Source organism: Mesorhizobium sp. M1D.F.Ca.ET.043.01.1.1, from assembly GCF_003952385.1.
Classification (GTDB): domain Bacteria; phylum Pseudomonadota; class Alphaproteobacteria; order Rhizobiales; family Rhizobiaceae; genus Mesorhizobium.
This window is the reverse complement of record NZ_CP034444.1, coordinates 5655902-5674523: the sequence shown is the minus strand read 5'-3', so window position 1 is coordinate 5674523 and position 18622 is coordinate 5655902. Positions and strand designations below refer to the sequence as shown.

Genomic DNA, 18622 nt, shown 5'->3' with positions numbered 1-18622 from the left:
GTAGCCGGCTATACTGATTATTTACCGTTATGCGCGAGCAGGATTGCTCCGACGAGCCGCATAGCCGCATCGTCATCCGAGAAATATCACAACAACTTCAGCGCACCGCTTATTAAACCTGAATTATATACGACTTTCCTAAATTTATATCTGAAAAACACGCAGAAATACCTGCCTGACGCCTCGATAGAGACGTCCTACAAGCGGTTCCGCCCCGTATGAGAAACGCACGTAGACGCGGCTGCCGATGCGCGGAATTGTCCGATCCTCATCCAGGCGCAAGTCGAGATGGAGGAGATTGGCGACCACGCGGCGCTGCTTTGGATCGGTGGGATCAAGCGAGATCGTGCCGCCGCCGACAGTGCTCAAGGCGGCGCTCGGCAGCGAGTCGCTCAATGCCGGCACTTCCCGGATCATGCTGGCCGGAACGGCCCGCCACATATCGCCGACCAGTCTCACGCTGACATCTCGGGTGTGGCTGCGCACCAGATCCGCCTCGTCCTCCGGCACGACGACCCGGATCAGCGGATGGTCGAACTCGGCGACGTAGCCGACCGTCTCGCCGCGATGCAGGAAGCGTCCGACAAGGTCGGTCGCGCCTGGCAGTATGAAGGTCCCGGAAGCCTGGCTGCGTACAGTAAGCGATTTCTGCCTGTCCGCGGCCAAGGCAAGATCGGCCTCTGCCAGCCGCAGCTCTTCTTTGACAATGAGGGAATTGGCTTCATCGGCTATATCCTGCTTGGCCAGCCTCGCCTTCAGTTCCCTGACGCGGATCGTCAGCAACTCGACCTTGGCTGTAAGCAGCGGATCCTCCAGCCTGACCAGGGGCACGCCCTGCGCCACCTCGCTGTCGGGAGCGGCCAGAATCTCCTTCACGACGCCATCGGTCCCGACATTGACGATGCCGTTGCCGGGCAACCAGACGATTCCCTGCGCGATCGTTGAATGCGGCAACGGCACCAGAAACAGTGCCACCGCAAGCGCGGCGATCGTGCCTGCGACCACACCGAAGGCGCGACCGCGATTGTGTCGGAGGGCCGGGTTGACCAACAGGAACCACATTCCCTTCGCGACCGGCACGCCAAGCATCAGTATGACCGCCCACAATGCGATAAGCGTTCCTACTATGAAGAACTGCCGGCTGACGAAGGTGACGATCGCCGCCGTGATGGTAAGCCGGTAAAAAAACGCGGCGAACCCATAGAAGAAGAGCCAGCCCGCCTCCCCCGACGCCGTGACGGGAGAAGTGGCCGAGCGTATCCGGAACGCGTAGCGCTGAACCAGATAGCCGAGATAAGCATTGGCGCGACTGGCGAGGTTCGGAATCTCGATAATGTCGGAGAGCACGTAGTAGCCGTCGAACTTGAGCAGCGGATTGCCATTGAAGACAAGCGTCGACACGCCGCCGATCAGCATCACGTTGAAGGCGAAGGCCCGAACCAGCCCAGGCTCCGCGTTGACCCAGACAATCAGCGCCAGCGCGGCGAGTACGATCTCGACCAGTATTCCCGCACCGCCGACAATAGCCCTGTGCCATTTGTTCTGGAAGGCGAGGCTGTCGGATGCATCGACGTAAGGCACCGGCATGAAGACGAGCAGCATCACACCGATTTCATGGACGCTGCCGCCCCACCGCTTTACCGCATAGGCATGGCCCAGCTCATGCACCGCCTTGATCATCGGAAAGGCGATGAGCAACAGGATCAGGTTCTCCGCCGACAGCACGCGATCGGTAACGTCCTTGGTGAGCGCCCTCCAATGCACGCCGGCAAGCATCAATGCATAGCCGAACAGGAGGCAGAAGCCGAGCGCCCCGACCCAGGAGAACAGCGGCCTGATCAGCGGCAAGGTCGCCTGCAGAAACTTGTCGGGGTCGATCAGGCCGAAACGCAAGGCAAGCGGATTGATGAAGCTCATCATGAGCTTGCGGTCACGCTGCTTCTTACCCCGATCGGCGAGTTCTCCGATGTCGGGGGGCACGTCGCCGAACAGCACGTCAGTCGTGTGCAGTTGTCCGAGAAGGTGGATGACCTCGTCTTGAGTCATCACCTTGTCCTCGAGTTGCGCGCAGGCCATGTCCCAGATCTCCTGGATCGTCCGCGTGCCATCGAGCAGGCTGATGATGAACCAGGTTTCGGGCGTGAACCGGTGGAAGCGGCCGGACGTTCTGTCTTGCAGCACATACCAGAGCTGGCCGCGAAAGATCGCCCTGTGGATGCGGGCGTGACTGCGCAGCCTGAGCTTCAAGCCGGAGACCCGATACCAGGACGAGCTGAGGTAGGACTGTTCCATCGGCTCAACCTAAGGCAGCCAACGCCACAGGACGAGGTAGGCCCAGTCCACCATCTTGCCGGCATAGCTCGTCACCAGCAGGCGGCGGTCGATCGCCGTCTTTGCGATACCCTCCATGCCTGGCCTGAGCCGCGGGCTCGGGTGATCAAGGGCAGCTTCCACTTGGAAGAAGTTCCGGCCGTCCTTCTGCATGGAAAGCGCGGTGATCTGCTCGACACGGTAGCTCATCGGTTCCTGCGGCAGGGAGGCCACGCGCAGCACGCCCGCCTGGTTGAGCGCGATGTCGCCGATGTCGCTCTCGTCGACATCGATGACAACGCGGTACGTGTCGAGGGGCGCGATCCGGAACAATTCCTGCCCCCTTTCGACGGCGGCCCCGATCGACTGGCTCAGGTCGCCCTGGACCACGAAACCGTCGAAGGGCGCGACGAGACGGGTGCGCCTCAGTTGCTCGTCGATGAGCTTCAGTTGCGCCTCCGCCTGTTCGATCTGGGTCTTGATGATCGCCGCCTCCGCGCGATCATACTTGGCGAGCGCGCGGTCGTATTCGGTCATCCGCTGCTGGCGCGAAGTGGAGAGCCTCAACCGCTCGAAGGAAAGGTCCTGGTCGTCGAGCTGGGCGAGCGTGTCACCTTTCCTCACCGTCTCGCCGGCACGTACGTTCTCGCTGGCCACATAGCCGTTGAATGGTGCCACGATCGTTCTTTGGATCGTGCCCCTGACGATAGCTGGCGACGTAACGGCGTGGTCCGTGGTGGCCAGGCTGAGCCAGACCGCGGCAGCGGCAAAACAGAGTGTGGCGAGCTTGCGGCCGAAGTAGCGGGGCCCGAGCAACCGCTCGACCTGCCTGGCGGACGCTTCCCATATCTTGACGAGGATGTTGCGATCGTTGCGGCGCTTTTCCTCGAGCACCGGCCCGACGACAGCCGCCACCGCATCGCACAGATCGACCTCAGCCTCGTCGAACTCCCGTCCTGCCGGTTTGATGAAGGTGATAGCGCCGATCGATCGGTGGTCGAACTGCAGCGGCACGGTGAGCACGCCACCGGTCTTGTGTTCCCTAGCAAGTTCTTCGTGCTCGCGGCTGACGCGGTATTCCCAGCCTTCCCTCGCAGGATGAAGCACGATGCTGCGCTGGTCGACAGCCTCGTCCATCGCCGCCGCGATATCTTTTATCAGGTTGATCTTTTTCGAGAAATCCGCGGCATGGGAGACAGCCGCGACAGAACAGCGGCGATGCCGGACAAAGCCGACGCTGACCGGGTCGCAATCGAGCCTGAGCGCAAGCTCAGTGACCAGGGCCGTGCTTGCGGCGGTGATGCCATTGTTGTCGAGCACGGTCGCCAGCATGTCGAAGGCGATGCGACTGCGCTCGCGCGCTTCCTGATCGTCGGCCTGCATCTGGCGCCGCAGCAGGACTTCCATCCAGCCTGCGGCCCACTGCATGCGACGCAGCGTCTCGCCGGCGCCAATCTCATCCCCAACAGAGGAGACCGCGCACACGCCGTAGATCCGCCCGTCGACGATGAGGGGTTGGGCAATCTGCCGAACCGCCTGCGCTCCATCCGGACCGCCGCCGCTGGTGACGGCACCCTGGCGCTGGACAAGCGACTTCTCGGCTATGGCCGAGAGGCTGATGCCGACCATTTCCTTGTCAGGCCACCATGCCACCGGAGTGAATGGACCGACATCCGGCTCGCCAAGCACGGCCACACCGGCCACCACACCCGGAACTTGCCGGCAAAGAAGCGCCAGCCACGCTTCCACGAATTCCTCTGGCCCTGCGGCGTTGCGAAACTTCTGCCACAAGGCTTGGTCAAGAACGGCGAAGCTCACCGTTCCAGAAGCTGAACCTGCCTGGCCCGGCGTCGGGCCCTTCAGCATTTCATTCATTCGCCGGGCATACCCTCATTTTTTTTACTCGCGTTCTATGACTCTGCTGAACAGCCCAGCCAGTCTTTGCAGCAGGCCTGTACGGGCCTCCCACTCGATCATGCCACTAAGTTCCTCGATGCCATCGTCACCATGGCGAGACGACGCAGGAGTGGCCTCTCGATGGTTGTCGTTGTTCTCTTCGACAACCACATAGGCGTCGTCCGCACTGTTACCGCCGATCTTGGCGAACCGCATCAGCTCGAACTCCGACGCCTCCACGAACACACCGCTCTGCTCGTCGAAGAAGCCTGTCGCGCCGCCGTCGGACGACTTGCTGCCATTTGACGAGGCTGTCCTGCCAGTCGACACGGTCGCGACAGGTAGAGGCAGTTCGATGCTTGCTGCCCTCTCCTCGTTCCCGCCTGCCGAGCCGCTGACGAAACCGCCAAGCCCTTCGTCGAAGAAGGCGGTGACGCTGAGGCCGGCATCGGCATCGACGGTGGGCAGACGCCGCTCGCCGACTGCCAGCACCTCACCCATCACCGTGCCCAGGCCGCCGGAGACACCGTCGTCATGGCTGAGGCCAAGACCGTGGCCAAGCTCATGGATCAGCACCGAGAGAAGGTCGATACGGCCATCGGCCGCGCCGCCGCTAACAGCAACCAGCTTGCCATCGCGCCAGGTGAATTCCTCGGCGGTTACCGGCGTCAGGTCGACGAACCAGCCATTGCCGGCGGCATCGGTATCCAGGAACACCGTACCGTTCTCATAACGTCCGAGGGTGCGGCCGTCGAGTTGGACAATGTCAATGGTGATGTCGGATAGCGACGCAATCTGCTCATCGTCGAAACGTCCGCTCGCCTTCAATACCGTGACCGCCTGGTCAAGCAGGGCATTGACCGGCGCCCCGGCCGTCAGGTTCACCGCGTTCACGGTCGTTCCGGACGAGGCCGCCATCAGGCTGGAGGCAGTGTTGAAGAACAGATCGTTCGTACGCAGTTGGAAGCGATCGAACGAGGTCGCGCCGCTGCCGGTCATCAGGCCGATCTGGCCGTCCACCAGCACCGAGTTGTATCCATAGGTGCCGACGAGACCTCCATTGACCTGGATGCTGACCGACGCGCCCTTGAAGATGAGCCGCAGCGAATAGTCGACATTTGCGTCGAGAACCTTGGTGAAGCTCGCGTCGATCGTCATGCCGCCCTTCGGGCTGACATGACCAACCACCACCTTGTCATTGACGACGTCCAGCGTGACGAACTTGTAGTCGTTCGCTGCGTAGCTGTCGAAAACGATGCCGCCGATCGTGGCAGTCGACAGCTTGGTTTCGACTTCCAGATACGAGTCCGCTGCCAGCGATGCGCCGAGCTTGAACGTATTCGCGGCTGCCCCGCCGTTGGCTATCAGCCTGCCATTGCTGAACGTCCAGCCTGCGGTTCCGGCAAGCGGGAAGCGTCCCTGAGCGTTGTCGAACTGATCGGTGTAGTCGAGCGTCAGTTCGGGCGGCAGTATCTGCAGGGTGAAGTTGTCGACCACACCCTTGGCGCCCTGATTGCCGACGCCGATCATGCCTTTGTTCAGCCCCTGCGGCTCGCCATTCTCGATGCGAGGCGCGAAGGTGTAGCTGAACTGGTTCACGCCGGCCACCGACACGGTCACGTTTGTGCCATTGACCGCGACGAGCACGTCGTAAGCCGTGCCCGCTTTCAACTGAACGGGCTTGTTCGACTTGACGAGCTGATGCCAACCGCTCGCGTCGCGGTAGCCCATCTCGATCTGATTGGTCGAGACATTGATGCCGGCATATTTGAAGTCGGTCGGCGACTGGTAGTCGAAGATGATGTAGGTATTTGCCTTCCAGCCGGCGAGAGGCTTCTCGGCGGTGATCTTCGCCGTAACCTCGAAATACACCGGTAGATACTGGTCGGCATAGAACACTGCCGCCGCCTGGTCCGTCCCGGTGTTGGACTGCGCCGACATCGCGGCGTTGGACACCGCGAACTTGCCCTGGTCGGCCGCGAACACGTCGAGCGTGCCGTCGTTGAAGGTCGCCGTGCGCAGCACGTCGCGCCGCCCGCCAGGTACGTTGCCGGCCTGCGGGTCGGTAGGCCCACCGGTCTGGCTCTGCCAGTAACCGTGATCCTGCTGCGTCACCAGGCCTATCTCGCCGTCGATGCCGCCCTGCATGGTCGTCACGTTCGAGTATCTCTGGTTGTGGTTCGACGTGCCGGTATCGGTGTAGCGAGTGATGTCCACGCCGTCCCCGAAAGCCTGGGCGTAGAGGAAGTCGAACAGATGCGGCGGCACCTGCCGGCTGACCGTCGCGATGCCGAAGGGCGCGAACGGCACGATGTAGCTGTTGAACTCGCCCACCCAGTCGATCAGGCGGTCGCCCTTGGTGTTGCCGATCAGGATGTCGAGACCTGCGCCGCCGAACACCCGATCCTCATAGCTCCAATGCGTATCCGGGCTTTCGTCAGTGCCATGCAGCGGCAACTGACCTGGATTGGAATTGGGCGGGTTCGGATTGATCGTGCCCACATAATCGTCGGCGTTCATCAGGTCGTTGCCGAAGCCGCCATAGATGTGGTCGCGACCCGTGCCGCCGATGATCCAGTCATTGCCCAGATCGCCGAAGATGCGGTCGTCCCCATCGCTTTGACGGTATTCCTGCGGCACGGTCGGATCAGGTGTCTGGCCGTCTGGCTTGAACGCGACGTAGCCAAGCACGCTGACGCCCTCATCGCTGCGCCAGTTGAGGAAGTACTGCAGCAGTTCCGTTCCGCCGGTGATGCCGTCCTGGTTTATGGGAGGCAGGCCCCCATTCGCCGCGGTGGGCCCATCCCAGACATGTCCCGCGGCGCCATCGAACAGGATCACACGGCGCGGACATATTCATTGTAGAGGAAGAACTCGCCGGTCCGGCTCTGTACGGGCTTGGGTTCGTTCCAATGCGGATCGCCAGAACCGAAATGCAGTATATCGCCGGGGTTGTAAGGTCGGCTGAAGTCGGTCCGGATCAGCCCGACGAAATTGCCGAGGCTGTCGAAGCGCGGAGCGTAGGATTCGCCGAGCGCCTCCGCGCCGCTGATGGCATCGTCGCCAGATCCGCCGTGCAGGAAATCCTGCCCGAGGCCGCCGAAGATGACGTCATCCGCGAATTGCTGGTCGGAGAGGAACGGATCGGCCGCCCCGATTTCAATGGCAGTCAGGTTGAACGGCGTGAGGTCGACCGACTTCGTCAGCGCACCGGCCACGTTGATCAATTCGACCTGCACATCGCCCGGCGTACGGATCAGTTCGTTCAACACGTCGCCCTGGCTGGTCCTGGTGTCAGGGTCCGTGGCGCGCAGAGCCAGGACGCCATAGAGGTTTTCGGCATTGGCCTGGCTGCTGGTGTTGCGGCTGGTGAAGATGCGTCCGTCGTCGCCAAGAATACCGTCGATGCCGGTGCCGCCGGAAATCCAGTCCGAGCCCCAGCCGCCGACGATGTCGTCGTCATCGGCATCGCCGAAGACCACATCCCCGCCGCCGCCCGCATAGACGAAGTCATCGCCGGTTTCGCCGTGGATCTCGTCGTTGCCGCCGATGTCGACGCGAGCCCAGATCCCGGTATGGGGATCGCAGCAGCAGAGCGAGAACATGGGTCGCATGTCGTCGTCGGCTGTGGTCGGGGTCGTCGCGGGATCGACCAGCGAGAAGTCCCCTGGCTTGAAGTCGGGTCCGCCCGGCGTGTAGTCGAGCAACCGGATACCGCGGACGACGATCTTCTCGCCGCCGTAGTTGTCGTAGTTGAAGGTGACGTAGTTCTGCCCGAACGGATTGGTTTCGGGGTGCGGATTAACGTCAGTGTGGTTGATGCCGACGATGCGGATGATGTCGCCATTGTCGCCTACGATCGCATCGGAATCACGGCCGTGCTTGCTCGCGGATGTCGTGCCGTCCGAGATCGTGACGACGTCCTTGCCGTAGGTGGTCGCGCCCGCAGTCTTGCCCGCCAGCGGATCGAAACCGTCGTTGCGGGCGATCCGGAGCCCGGCACCGCCGAAGATCCAGTCCATGTCGTCTGGGCGGTTGTCGGCAGTCGTCAGGCTGAAGAAGTCCGAGGAGCCACCCACCAGATCGTCCTGGCCGAGGCCGCCGAAGATGACGTCCCGGCCGCCGCCGCCCTCGATATAGTCCTGACCATCGCTAGCGGCCTCAAAGCTCGGCACCACGAAGAGCGCGCCTGCCGGATCGTCGATGCCGGAGCCGTTAGGATTGGCCAGCCGCACCGGTTTGCGCGCGGCGCCGACATGGGCGGTCGCAGCGACCGCGCCGTCGATCGAGCCGTCACCCTGGATCACGTCATGGCCAAGCTGACCGAAGATCTCATCATTGCCCGCGCCGCCGGCGATGTAGTCGTTACCGAAGCTGCCGACACCGGCATCGCCATTGTTGATGGCGAAGGTGTGATACTGGGCATAGTCGATCTTGTATTCCGCCCACCACTCCGGACCCGTCGGATCGCGGTAGTTGCGCGCGACGCCATCGGTCAGCAGCCTGCCCGACGTGTACTCGGTCAACGAGTTGGCACCCGTCGCGTCATAGGCATAGCGGGGATCCACGCCGGCCGGGACCGGCCGGTCGGTGCGCGAATACATCAACGTGCCGGCAAGCGTCTGGAAGCGGAGGTTCTGGATGTCGTCCAGCAGGTTGCCGTCGTCGCCGCCGTTGCGGGTCAACTTGACATTGTCGCCGAAAATCAGGTCGTCGTCCTGACGGCCGTCGAGCATGTCGTTGCCGCTGCCGCCGATCAGGATGTCGGGAATATCGCTGCCAAAGATGATGTCGTCGCCGCCGTTCTGCGGCTCGGCCGTGCTGATCTCGATCACAGTCGACAGGTTTGTCGTCTGAATCTTCTGCAGCAGGACCGGAGGCAGGTTGGGATCGTCCACCCACTGCTTCACGACGCCGTGGTCGCCGATGATGATGTTGGGCAGATCCTTGTTGAGGGAGCCATTGCCGTCGAGGAAGTCGTTGCCGGCGGCCATGTCGTCGCGCATCGGCGTCTCGACCTTGACCGGCTTGAAGGTCTGGTCGCTGGCGCCCAGCCGCGGATCGATGGTCGGCGCCGGGCTATTGTCGGAAGTGGCCACATGCAGAGCGCGGGTCAGGATGTCCACGTTGAAGCCGCTGTCGCCGTAAATGTGGTCGCTGCCGCCCTGGCCGAGAATGGTGTCGTCGCCCGAGCCGCCCGCCAGATGGTCGCCGGCCTGGCTGCCGATGATGAGGTCGTTGCCGGCCCCGCCATAGGCGGTGAAGCCCACGCTCGGCAGATTGCCGACCAGGTTGCCCTGCGCATTGTAGAGATTGGCGAACAGCGCATGAGCGTCGATGATGTCATTGCCGTAATAGACGAAGCGGTTGGCAAGCGGGAAGACCCACTCATTGTCCTCGTTCTGCTCGTCCGGCAGTTCCGGGAACGGATCGAACGGCTTCTGGCCGAACTCCTGGCCCAGCCGGTCGTAGGATCGGCCCGAATACCAGGCGCCGTCCTGGCTGGTGTCGCCATAGACGACCAGCGGGCTGTTCGGGCCGGCGAGCACGCTGTTGGGCGTGGCCGGCGCGATGACGAAGTGATCGCCGCCCACTTCCGGACCGGCATCCTTCTTCAGGTCGATCCGGTAGACGGTGATCGTGCTGCCCTCTTCGATGACGCAATCGTGGATCGCAGCGCCGTCCAGCACCAGGTCGGTCTTGGTGACTGACTTGACGGTGAAGCCGCCCGGCAGTCCCTCGATGTAGATCACCTGCCCTGCCGCGAAGCCGTCGTCGAGCCAGCTGCCGGCGGCACGCGTCAGCGTGTCGACCACCAGCGTCGCCTCGATCTCAACTTCCACGCGCTGCGGGATCGAACGATGCAGGTCGATGTTGTTTATGGTGGTCGCCGCACCGAAGTTCGGACCGGAGAGGATCATCACCGAGCCCGTTCCCCAGGTGGCGAACTCGCCGGCCGGCTTCGCGATACCGTAATCGGCGGCGTCGCCGAAGCCGAGGATCTCGCGGGTCTCGCCCTCGTTGCCGACCTGGATGAGCTGGCCGACCGTGTAGCGGTCGTCCTGCCAGTTGCGGCCGTCGAGGCGGGTCAGGATGTTCTTGCTGACGTTTCCGCTCGTGTAGGTCTTGGTCTGGTAGGAGCCTATGGTCTGGACCGGCAGGTTGCCGCCGCCATGCACCATGGTCAGCCCGCCATGCGGGCCCTGGACCCAGATGTTCGCACTGACATTGGTGGCGCTGTCGATAGGCTCGCCCAACAGTTCCATGGTGTCACCGTTGATCGACAGGACGCGGTACTGCTTGGCCTGGTCGAAGCTGCCGTTCTCGCCACCGATGTTGATCAGGTGCCCCTTGAGGAAGCCGTGGGCCTCCCAGCTCTGGCTGTCCTTGCGCTTCAGGATGCCGCCGGTCGCCGTATAGGCGACGTCATATGCGACCCTCTCCAGCACCAGCGGATCGACGGCGACGATCTTGCGCTCGCCCGTCAGACCAGCCGGCAAGGCCGGGCCGCTCAACACCAGGATCGAGTTGTCGTTGGGATCGCGCAGGAACCCGCCCGATCCGTTGGGAACTTTCTGGCCGTTGCCGTCGAGATAGAACGCGTCCTCGACCGAGATGACGGTCCAGCTTCCCGCGACCCCTTCGATAGTGACGGTCTGTCCGGGCAGGAAGCCCTGTGCCTTCCAGTCGAAGCCGTCCTTGCGGATGGTGACATTGGCCGGATAATCCGGGTCATGGCCCACATTGTTGTACTCGAACACGTTCTGGGCCGAGACGAACGGCGCCGGATCGAGCGTGCCGCCGATGTCGAGGCGGTCGTTGCCCTGCCCGAGCATCAGGTTGAACACTTCGATGGTGCTCTGGTTGCCGTCGGTGCCGACGCTACTCGAACCGTAGTTCACCTTGCCGAAGCTGATGCCGCCGGGAACGACGATCTGGGTCGAACCCGCAGCAGCTTCACCATAGAGCGGGCCGCTCAGCCCCTTGAAGATGAGGTCGTTGGCCATGCCGAAGCCGCGCAGCGTCGTCTGATCCATGACGCCGTTGCCGTCTGCCTGGCTGGAGTCGTCGAAGATGTTCAGGACGTCGATCTGCTGGCTTTCCGGCGGCTGCGCGCCGATGGCGATCAGGAAGGTATCCTTTTCGCCCGGCAGCTTGACGCCGGCGGTCAGCGAGCGGTCGGCGCCGGCCGGGCCGCCCTCGACGGCCAGCGGGCCGCGCAACTTGGACAGAAGATGGGTGGAGACCGGGAAGATCTTCACGCCGTCGCGGGTCGGCGGGACGATGTAGTCCACGTCAGCCGCCAGTTCGACGGTCTGGAGCTGGTACCAGGCATCGGAAGCCGATGGATCGCCGCCGGTGAACACCGCCTCGGGCGCAATGCGCACAACGCGTACATTGTCCGCAGTGGCGTCGCCCAGCCAGGTCGCGCTCAGCGTCTGCTCGACGCCGTCGATCATGACGTGGATCAACTGGAGCTTCGCATCCTTGCCGGCGTTGTCGCCGCGGATGAGCTGGATCTTGGCCTCGATGTCGGGATGGCCGCCGTTGAGGTCCGAAATCCGCACCCACATGCCCTCGAGGAAGCCCTCGGAGAGCCAGCCTTCCTGCTCGCCGGTCAGCCCACGGTCGAGGAACTGGCCGGGGAAGGATTGCGGATTGGTCTCCTGGCCGTAATTCACGGTTCCTTCGAAGATGAAGCGTTCGGCAAGGTCGCTGAGCACGGCCGGGTCAGCGGTCGCGCCGGCGGCGGTCCACGAGCCCGTCTGGGTCAGGGTGATGGTCTTGCCGTCTTCCGAGATCGACGCGATCTGGTAGTCGCCATCATTGCTGACGAGCTTGCTCACCGAGACTGCCGCAGTGGCGGTGCCAGAGGTCGTCCACGGATCGACCGCCGCGAGCGTCGTAAGGACGATCTGGTTGGCGCTAACCGACTGGATGACGTAGTCGCCGTCATTGCCGGAGAACGCACCCGTGGCGTCGATGCGGATCTTGTTGCCGGCGACGAAGCCTAGCCCGCCGATGCCGGTGGCGTTGACCGCCAGATTGGCGCCACTGGTGCCGAACGTCAGCACTCCGTCGAACAGCTCCTGCGCGACCGCGCTGCCGCCGATGCGGATATGCTGGCCTTCGATCGGCACGAACTCGCTGAGAGCTACGGACTGGCCTGCACCCGACTTGGCCCACACACCGGCCTTCGTCAGGACGATCTGCGTGGCGCTGACGCTCAGCACCTGGTAGTCGTCGTTGTTGACGTCGAAGCCGTTCGCCGAAGGCGCGCTGACACGAATCTTGTCCCCGGCAGCAAAGCCGAGCGTGTTGAGGCCGACGCCGTCCAGCGCAAGCTTGCCGCCGCTGGTGCCGAAGGTCAGGTTGCCGCTGAAGACCTGATGAGCGGCTTCGGAGGCACCGAAGAAGCCCTGGTCGATAAAGCTGCCGAGATCGGAGCCTGCGCCGCGCTTGATGGTCAGGAACCCGCCCTGGGTGCCGAACACCAGATTGCCGGTGAACATCTGCGTGGCCTGCAGCCCGCCGATCACCGCATAGTCTTCCGGCGAGATGACGGTCGAACCGATCTTGACCACGTCGGCGAGGCCGTCCGTGAGCACGGCTACCCGAACCGTCGCGTCCGGCTCGCGGGTCAGACGGATCTGGTAGGTGTCGTTCTTGCCGCTGCCGGCCGGAATGTCCTTGATCAGTTGCGTGCCGGTGCCGCTCTCGAGAATGACCGCACCCGAGGTCTCGTTGTCGTGCACTTCCACGTCGAGGAGTTGCAGGCCAGACCGCAGGTTCGGGAACACATAGGTCGCGTCGGTGGTCAGAACGTCATTGCGCACGAATTCGACCACGGCGGTCTGCACATCCTCGCGGACGTAGTCATCGCGCGCCTCGACGCCGAGCATGATCGGGTCGTTCCAGTTGGAGGCGTTGAGGGTCACCCGTCCCACCACCACGCGATCGTTCACCGCGTCATAGGTCGGATTGGCGAACAGCGTCAGGCGGCTGTCCGTGGCGCTTCCGTTGAGAAGGCCGTCATCGGCGAAATCGACCTTGTCGAAGAACTTGATCGCCTTGTCGGCGAAGTCGTTCAGCACGATGTCGACCACCACCGTTCCGGCCGGAGCCTTGGCCAGACGCAGTTCGATCTGGTCGGTCAGCTTGGTGGTGTTGGTGCCTTCGATGACGATGGTGCGGTTGTCGAGATTGCCCGCCGCATCAACCTCACGGACATAGACGCCGGGGGTGTCGTTATCCAGGACGTCGACCTCGACGTTGCGCACGTCGGCCCCGTTGTAGATACCGACATTCGAGATGACCGAATGCTGGATCACGACGACGCGGTCGCCTTCCGAGCGCTTGTCGTCGGGGGCGAAGACGTAGACGTTCTGCTCCTGATTCCAGTTGCTTGCGTCGAACCTGAGGACGACGGCGCGATCCGGAATCCAGAAGTCCTGGCCGTCGATCGTGACCTTGTGCAGGAAGCTGTCGTCGGCAGTCGTCGCAAGGTCGCCGACGGCGTAGGTGTTGGTGTGATTGCCCGACATCGGGTCGGTCGACAGCCAGATCGAGTCGCCAAGTTTATCGCTAAGCGGATCGGGATTGAGGTCGTAGGGAAGACCGGTCGCCGGGTTGATCGTGCGCTCCTCCTGCGGCGAGCGCGCCGCGGAGACCGTGACGTAAACCACCTGTGTGCCCGTCAGCTGTTGCGAGAGCCGAACCGTGTAGAAGTCGGCAAACTGATTGGCCTGCGTGGACTCCTCGCGGACAACGGTATGTCCCGAGCTGCCGTCACCGGCGGCTTCCTCGTTGATGACCACGAGGCCTTCATGCGCGGTCGAGACGTTGTAGTCAAAGCCGTCGACAACGAGACCGTTGTAGAGCGCATCGTTCGAGGTGACGAGGTGATCGACCGCGCCGGATACGCCTTCCAGCTCGCGGGTGATGATGTCCTCGGTGACGTCGCCGGTGACGTTGATCGTGTCGGAGCCGAGCCCGCCGATCACGCGGTAAGCGACGCCGAAGGCGGTCGACTGCACGAAGAACTCGTCGTCGCCCTCGAGGCCGTCAACCTCGACGACCTCGATGGTCGAGTAGCGCACGTTGAGGCCGGCGCCGAATATGCCCTTGTCCGTGATGACGATGTCGTCGGCAAATTCGGTGCCGAGGATAACCAGCTTGTCGAAGCCCGTGCCGCCGTCAACCGAAACCGGCGCGTTGATGTTGTAGCGGACCTCGTCCTGGCCGCCGCCGGCGCGGATGTCGGGCGCTTGGGCGACCGAGAATCCGAGTCCGATCTGCGGCGTCGCCACGCCCTTACTGTCGAGCACGATGACGTCGTCGGTCGGGTCGCTGGTGATCAGCAGGTCGAGATAGTTGATGCCGCCGTCGCCATTGGTGTCGAAGACGTTGCCGATCTTGGCCTGCAGGGCCGCGCCGTTTGAGAGCTGCGCGAAGGTGAGCGAGCCGCTCTTCAGCCCCTTCAGGATCGCCACGCCGGCATCCAGGTCGGCCTTGTTGATCGTTCCGTCACCGTTCCAGTCGAAGTCGGTCGTCGCCGACAGCGCGAAGGCACGGACGATGAACAGATCGTTGTCGTCGTCGCCTTCCAGGCGCAGTTCGGCCTGGTTCGAATAGACGCGGAAAGTGTCGTTGCCGGTGCCGCCCTGGGCGACCATCGGCGACGACGAGCCGGCCGACAGCCAACCGCGGGTCGTGGCCACGAGGTTCGGGAAGACATCCTGCGGCAGCAGTCCGCCGTCGGCGGAATCGCGCTGCGCGCCGAATATCTGGCCTACCTGGAACTGATCGTCGCCAGCGCCGCCGTCCAGTGTGGTGATGACGGTTGTGTCGTCGGTGAAGAAGGCGTCGTTGCCGCCGCGACCTTCCACAGTAAGCCGGCCGTTCAGCCCAGTATCGTAGTTGATCCTCTGGACCTCTTTCGAATCCTCATTCCCCTGCACGACGTCCTGATACGGGCCGAGCGTGCCATGCAGCAGCGCCACATAGCCCGGCCGGTCGGCCGTCTCGTGCGGCAGGTAGGCCGCCGCGCGCAGCAGGAAAATGTCGTCGGTCTGGAAATTGGCACCGTTGTTGGCGCTGTCCCGGCCGAAGATCGAAAGCTCGTCCACGCCATCATCTTCCTCGCCCGTATCGAGCACGTTGATGATGTAGTTGCGCTGGTTGCCCTGCGAGCCCAGCGTATAGACCTCGTAGGTGTCGGTGTCCGACTGACCGTCGAGGGTCAGCGTGTGCTCGGCGAGCACATTCATCTGGTAGGTATAGGTGGGAAGCGCAGCACCGGTCGTATATTGGTCGGTGGTGAAGGTGACGCCCACCGGTGTGATCGCCGGCGAGGTCTGGGCGGCCGCATCCTGCAGGAAGTAGACCTTGAAGCTGTCCTCGCCGTCGTTGCGGTCATTCGGCGTCGCATAGCTGCCGGTCGCGGCAACGTCGCTGCCATAAACCCTCGTCTTCGATCCGATAAAGACGTAGCCCGCGCTGCCCCAGGCGGTGCCGCCTGCGGAGCCGGTCGTGTCGCCGAACTGGAAGAAGTCACTGTCGGCGTTGCCGAAGATGCGCGTCAGCCTGTCGGCATTCGTGACGCCGGCCGTGTTGTCGTCCGGCCGCCAGGTGCCGATCGGCCGCGACGCGGAGGTGCCGGCAGGCGAGCCCGGCGAGCGGTTGCCCGCCACGACCATGATTGCGCCGGCGATGATCTGGCCGCGCAGCAGGATGTGCGTGCCATAACCCTCATCGGCGTCCGCATAGTCGCCATAGATGTCGATCTGGTTGCCGGCGACGATGGCCGAATTCTGGTGCGTTTCGACGTCGTCGCCGACGCGCAGCGTCACCGAGCCGGCTTCGGCAAGGATGAGGCCGTGCGGCAGCGGACGCTGGGCGTCCACATGCAGGCCGGGGAGCCTGGAATTGCTCTCCGCGAACTGGGCGCTGCCGCTTTTGACGAGCTGCAGGTCCTCGCCCGTCGAAGTGGCGTTGGCCGATTCGCGCACCGTGATGCGGATATCGCCGGTATAGGTGTGAGCAAGCAGAAGTCGCAGGTACCCGTCGGTTTCCGTCACATAGATGTTGGCGTCCGCCTCCATGGCGACATCGTCGCCGTCCTGGTCGAGGGTCAGCACGGACGAACCGCGCGAACTGTCGATCTCTAGGTCGTTGCCGGACGAGCCGATGCTTGCACCGACGCCGTTGGCGTCGAGATCGACAGCCTGACCGAGTACGTTGGCGAAGTCATCGCCTAGGCCGTTATTGCGTGCGTCGCGGATCGAACCGTCAACGGTGCGCAGGCTGACATTGTCGATCGACCAGACAGTATCGACCTCCATAGGGCCGAACAGCTCGTCGAGATAAATGCCGCCATGCACGGAGATCGCTGCATTGTTGTCGAAGGCGTTGAGGACGCCGTCGCCGTTGTTGCGGTCGACATTGATTTCCAGGAAGTCGGTCGCAAGGCCGATGCCGCCGGAAATCGCTGCCCCGCCGACCGTGACAACGCCGGAATATAGGGTGATGTTGACGCCGGTCACGTCGACCGTCGGCTGGCTGTCGGCGTCGAGAATCTGCTCACGGGATCTCAGCGTGACATCGCCGCCTGTCGAATGGATATGGCCGACAAGCATCGGACCGACCAGCTCACTGGCGGTGATGTCGCCATTGGTCGTCAGGAAGATCTGTTCGATGTCGTCCTCGGAGCTTCCGCCCGTCCAGTCGACGTCGGTGTTGACGACGAAGTTGATGACGGTATCGGGCGAGTCGACGACGACGTCGGCACCATAGGGCGTACCCGCGATCGACGTCGTCCGGTAGCTGCGCGGCTCGTCTCCGGTATAGAGGGACGTGGTCGTGACATGACCGATGTCGATGTCGTCGCCGGACCGAACTTCCGCGAAACTATAGGTGGAATCCACCTCTTCATAGTCGGTGCCCAGGCTGCGGCGCACGAAGTTGTAGAGCGATATGCCGGTGACGTCCGGGCTGAAATGGTCGAAATATTCGCCAGTGCGCGCCTGGGTCGTGACGAGGTTGACCAGCGGGTAATAGGTGCTGACATGCACGCCGTCGATGTTCGACAGATTGTCGCCGGCCCTGGAGTCGTTGACGACCACGTCGACATCGTCACCCGCCGTGATGCGGTCGATGGTGACGGCGAGCGAGGACAGCGCCGGGTCGGCGGAGCGATCGTGCAGCGTGATGTCGAGAACCGCATCGCCGCCGGCATCGGCAGTGAGATGGACCTGCCTCAAGGTGGGCGTCTGGCCCTTGTCGACCGCATGGGTGATGCGGACGAGCTCGACCATCAGCGCCTTGCGCGGCTGCGTTCCGGCGGCGTTCTGGTCGCCAATATGACCGGACGCGTCGACGTCGAGCGTGTTGGTGCGGATCAGACCTTCATCGTAAGGGCGCCCGCTGGCCGGGTGCGAATTCAGGTACAGTCCGGCGAGCGCCGGCTGCTCTTCCACAAGATTGAGCTCGTCGACAAAGATGTTGCCTCGCTGGTTCTCGATCTTGGTGAAGCCCAGCGTGTTCTCGATGCCGCGGTAAAGCAGGATGTCGCTGTTCGGCACACCGGCCGCCGCGAGGTTGATAATCCTGACGTCGGTCTGAGGATGGCGCAGGTTCACGTCGAATTCGAACGTCGGCGTGGCCGGGGTTACCCCGTCGGCCCGCTTTGTCGGATCATCCGGATGCAGCGAAATGTTGTTGTCGGCTGGATTGTTGCCGGTATCGCCGTAGATCGTGTCGACCTTGATGTCGACGACCGACGACCCGTCGAGCGTGTCGATATGGTTGATCACCAGGTCGAATTTCGATGAATTCGTGATCTTGACCGAATCCCAGGTGCGTTGGCTGTCGACCAGCCCGTGATTGCCCCAGATGCGGCCGTTGTCGCCGGAGACGGCGTTCGCATAGAAGGTCAGCTTGCCTGCCGAGTCATAGACGATGTCGTCGATGATGACCTGCGGATTGGTGGCGTTCGCCGCAACCAGCGTGTCGCCGATCGTCTTGCCGGCATTGACGCCCAGGAAATTGATGTTGGCGAGTTTGGTGATGACGCCGTCCTTGTCGATCTCCAGTTCGGGATTGGGCTCGCCGAGCAGGATGACATGCGCCTCCCAGAAGATGTCGCGATTCCGGTCGGTGGATTCGCTTCCGCCCCTATGAGCAGGGCCGATATAGAAGCCGCCGGGACTCCGGTCGCGCGTATTGCTGAAATTGTAATCGAGCGCGTTGACGTCGACTGTCGTGGCCTTGAGCACAGCCTCCCAGAAGCCTTCGACTTTGGCGTTGTTGGTCACCTCATCGGTCGCGTTTGCCGTGGTCGAGCCGCCGATCGCATAGAGCCTCGACTTCGCCGTCGCGCGGTTGTCCGTGCCGGAATAGAGCGACTGGATAAGGA

4 protein-coding genes (1 of these 4 only partly in view) are annotated in these 18622 nt (G+C 63.1%); all 4 read right to left on the bottom strand.

Annotated elements, in window-relative coordinates; genetic code table 11:
- Positions 1–144: 144 nt before the first annotated feature.
- Complete coding sequence (locus tag EJ067_RS27305; protein WP_126088264.1) at positions 145–2292, bottom strand: M50 family metallopeptidase; 2148 nt, start codon at positions 2290–2292, stop codon at positions 145–147.
- A gap of 9 nt (positions 2293–2301) precedes the next feature.
- On the bottom strand, positions 2302–4059 hold the full coding sequence (locus EJ067_RS27300) for an efflux RND transporter periplasmic adaptor subunit (RefSeq protein WP_189510132.1): 1758 nt from the start codon (positions 4057–4059) through the stop codon (positions 2302–2304).
- A gap of 150 nt (positions 4060–4209) precedes the next feature.
- The gene (locus EJ067_RS27295; RefSeq protein ID WP_126088262.1) at positions 4210–7047 is read right to left on the bottom strand and encodes a hypothetical protein; all 2838 of its coding nucleotides are present in this window, start codon (positions 7045–7047) and stop codon (positions 4210–4212) included.
- Positions 7044–18622, bottom strand: partial view of a hypothetical protein gene (locus EJ067_RS27290; protein WP_126088261.1) — the end only. 14230 nt of this gene lie beyond the right edge of the window; the window shows 11579 of its 25809 coding nt (coding positions 14231–25809); the start codon falls outside the window, past its right edge; its stop codon occupies positions 7044–7046. Before EJ067_RS27290 ends, EJ067_RS27295 begins: the two co-directional genes overlap by 4 nt.

Coding starts and splice junctions, on each gene's coding strand:
- EJ067_RS27305 (WP_126088264.1), bottom strand. CDS start 2,292: ATGGAACAGTCCTACCTCAGCTCGTCCTGGTATCGGGTCTCCGGCTTG.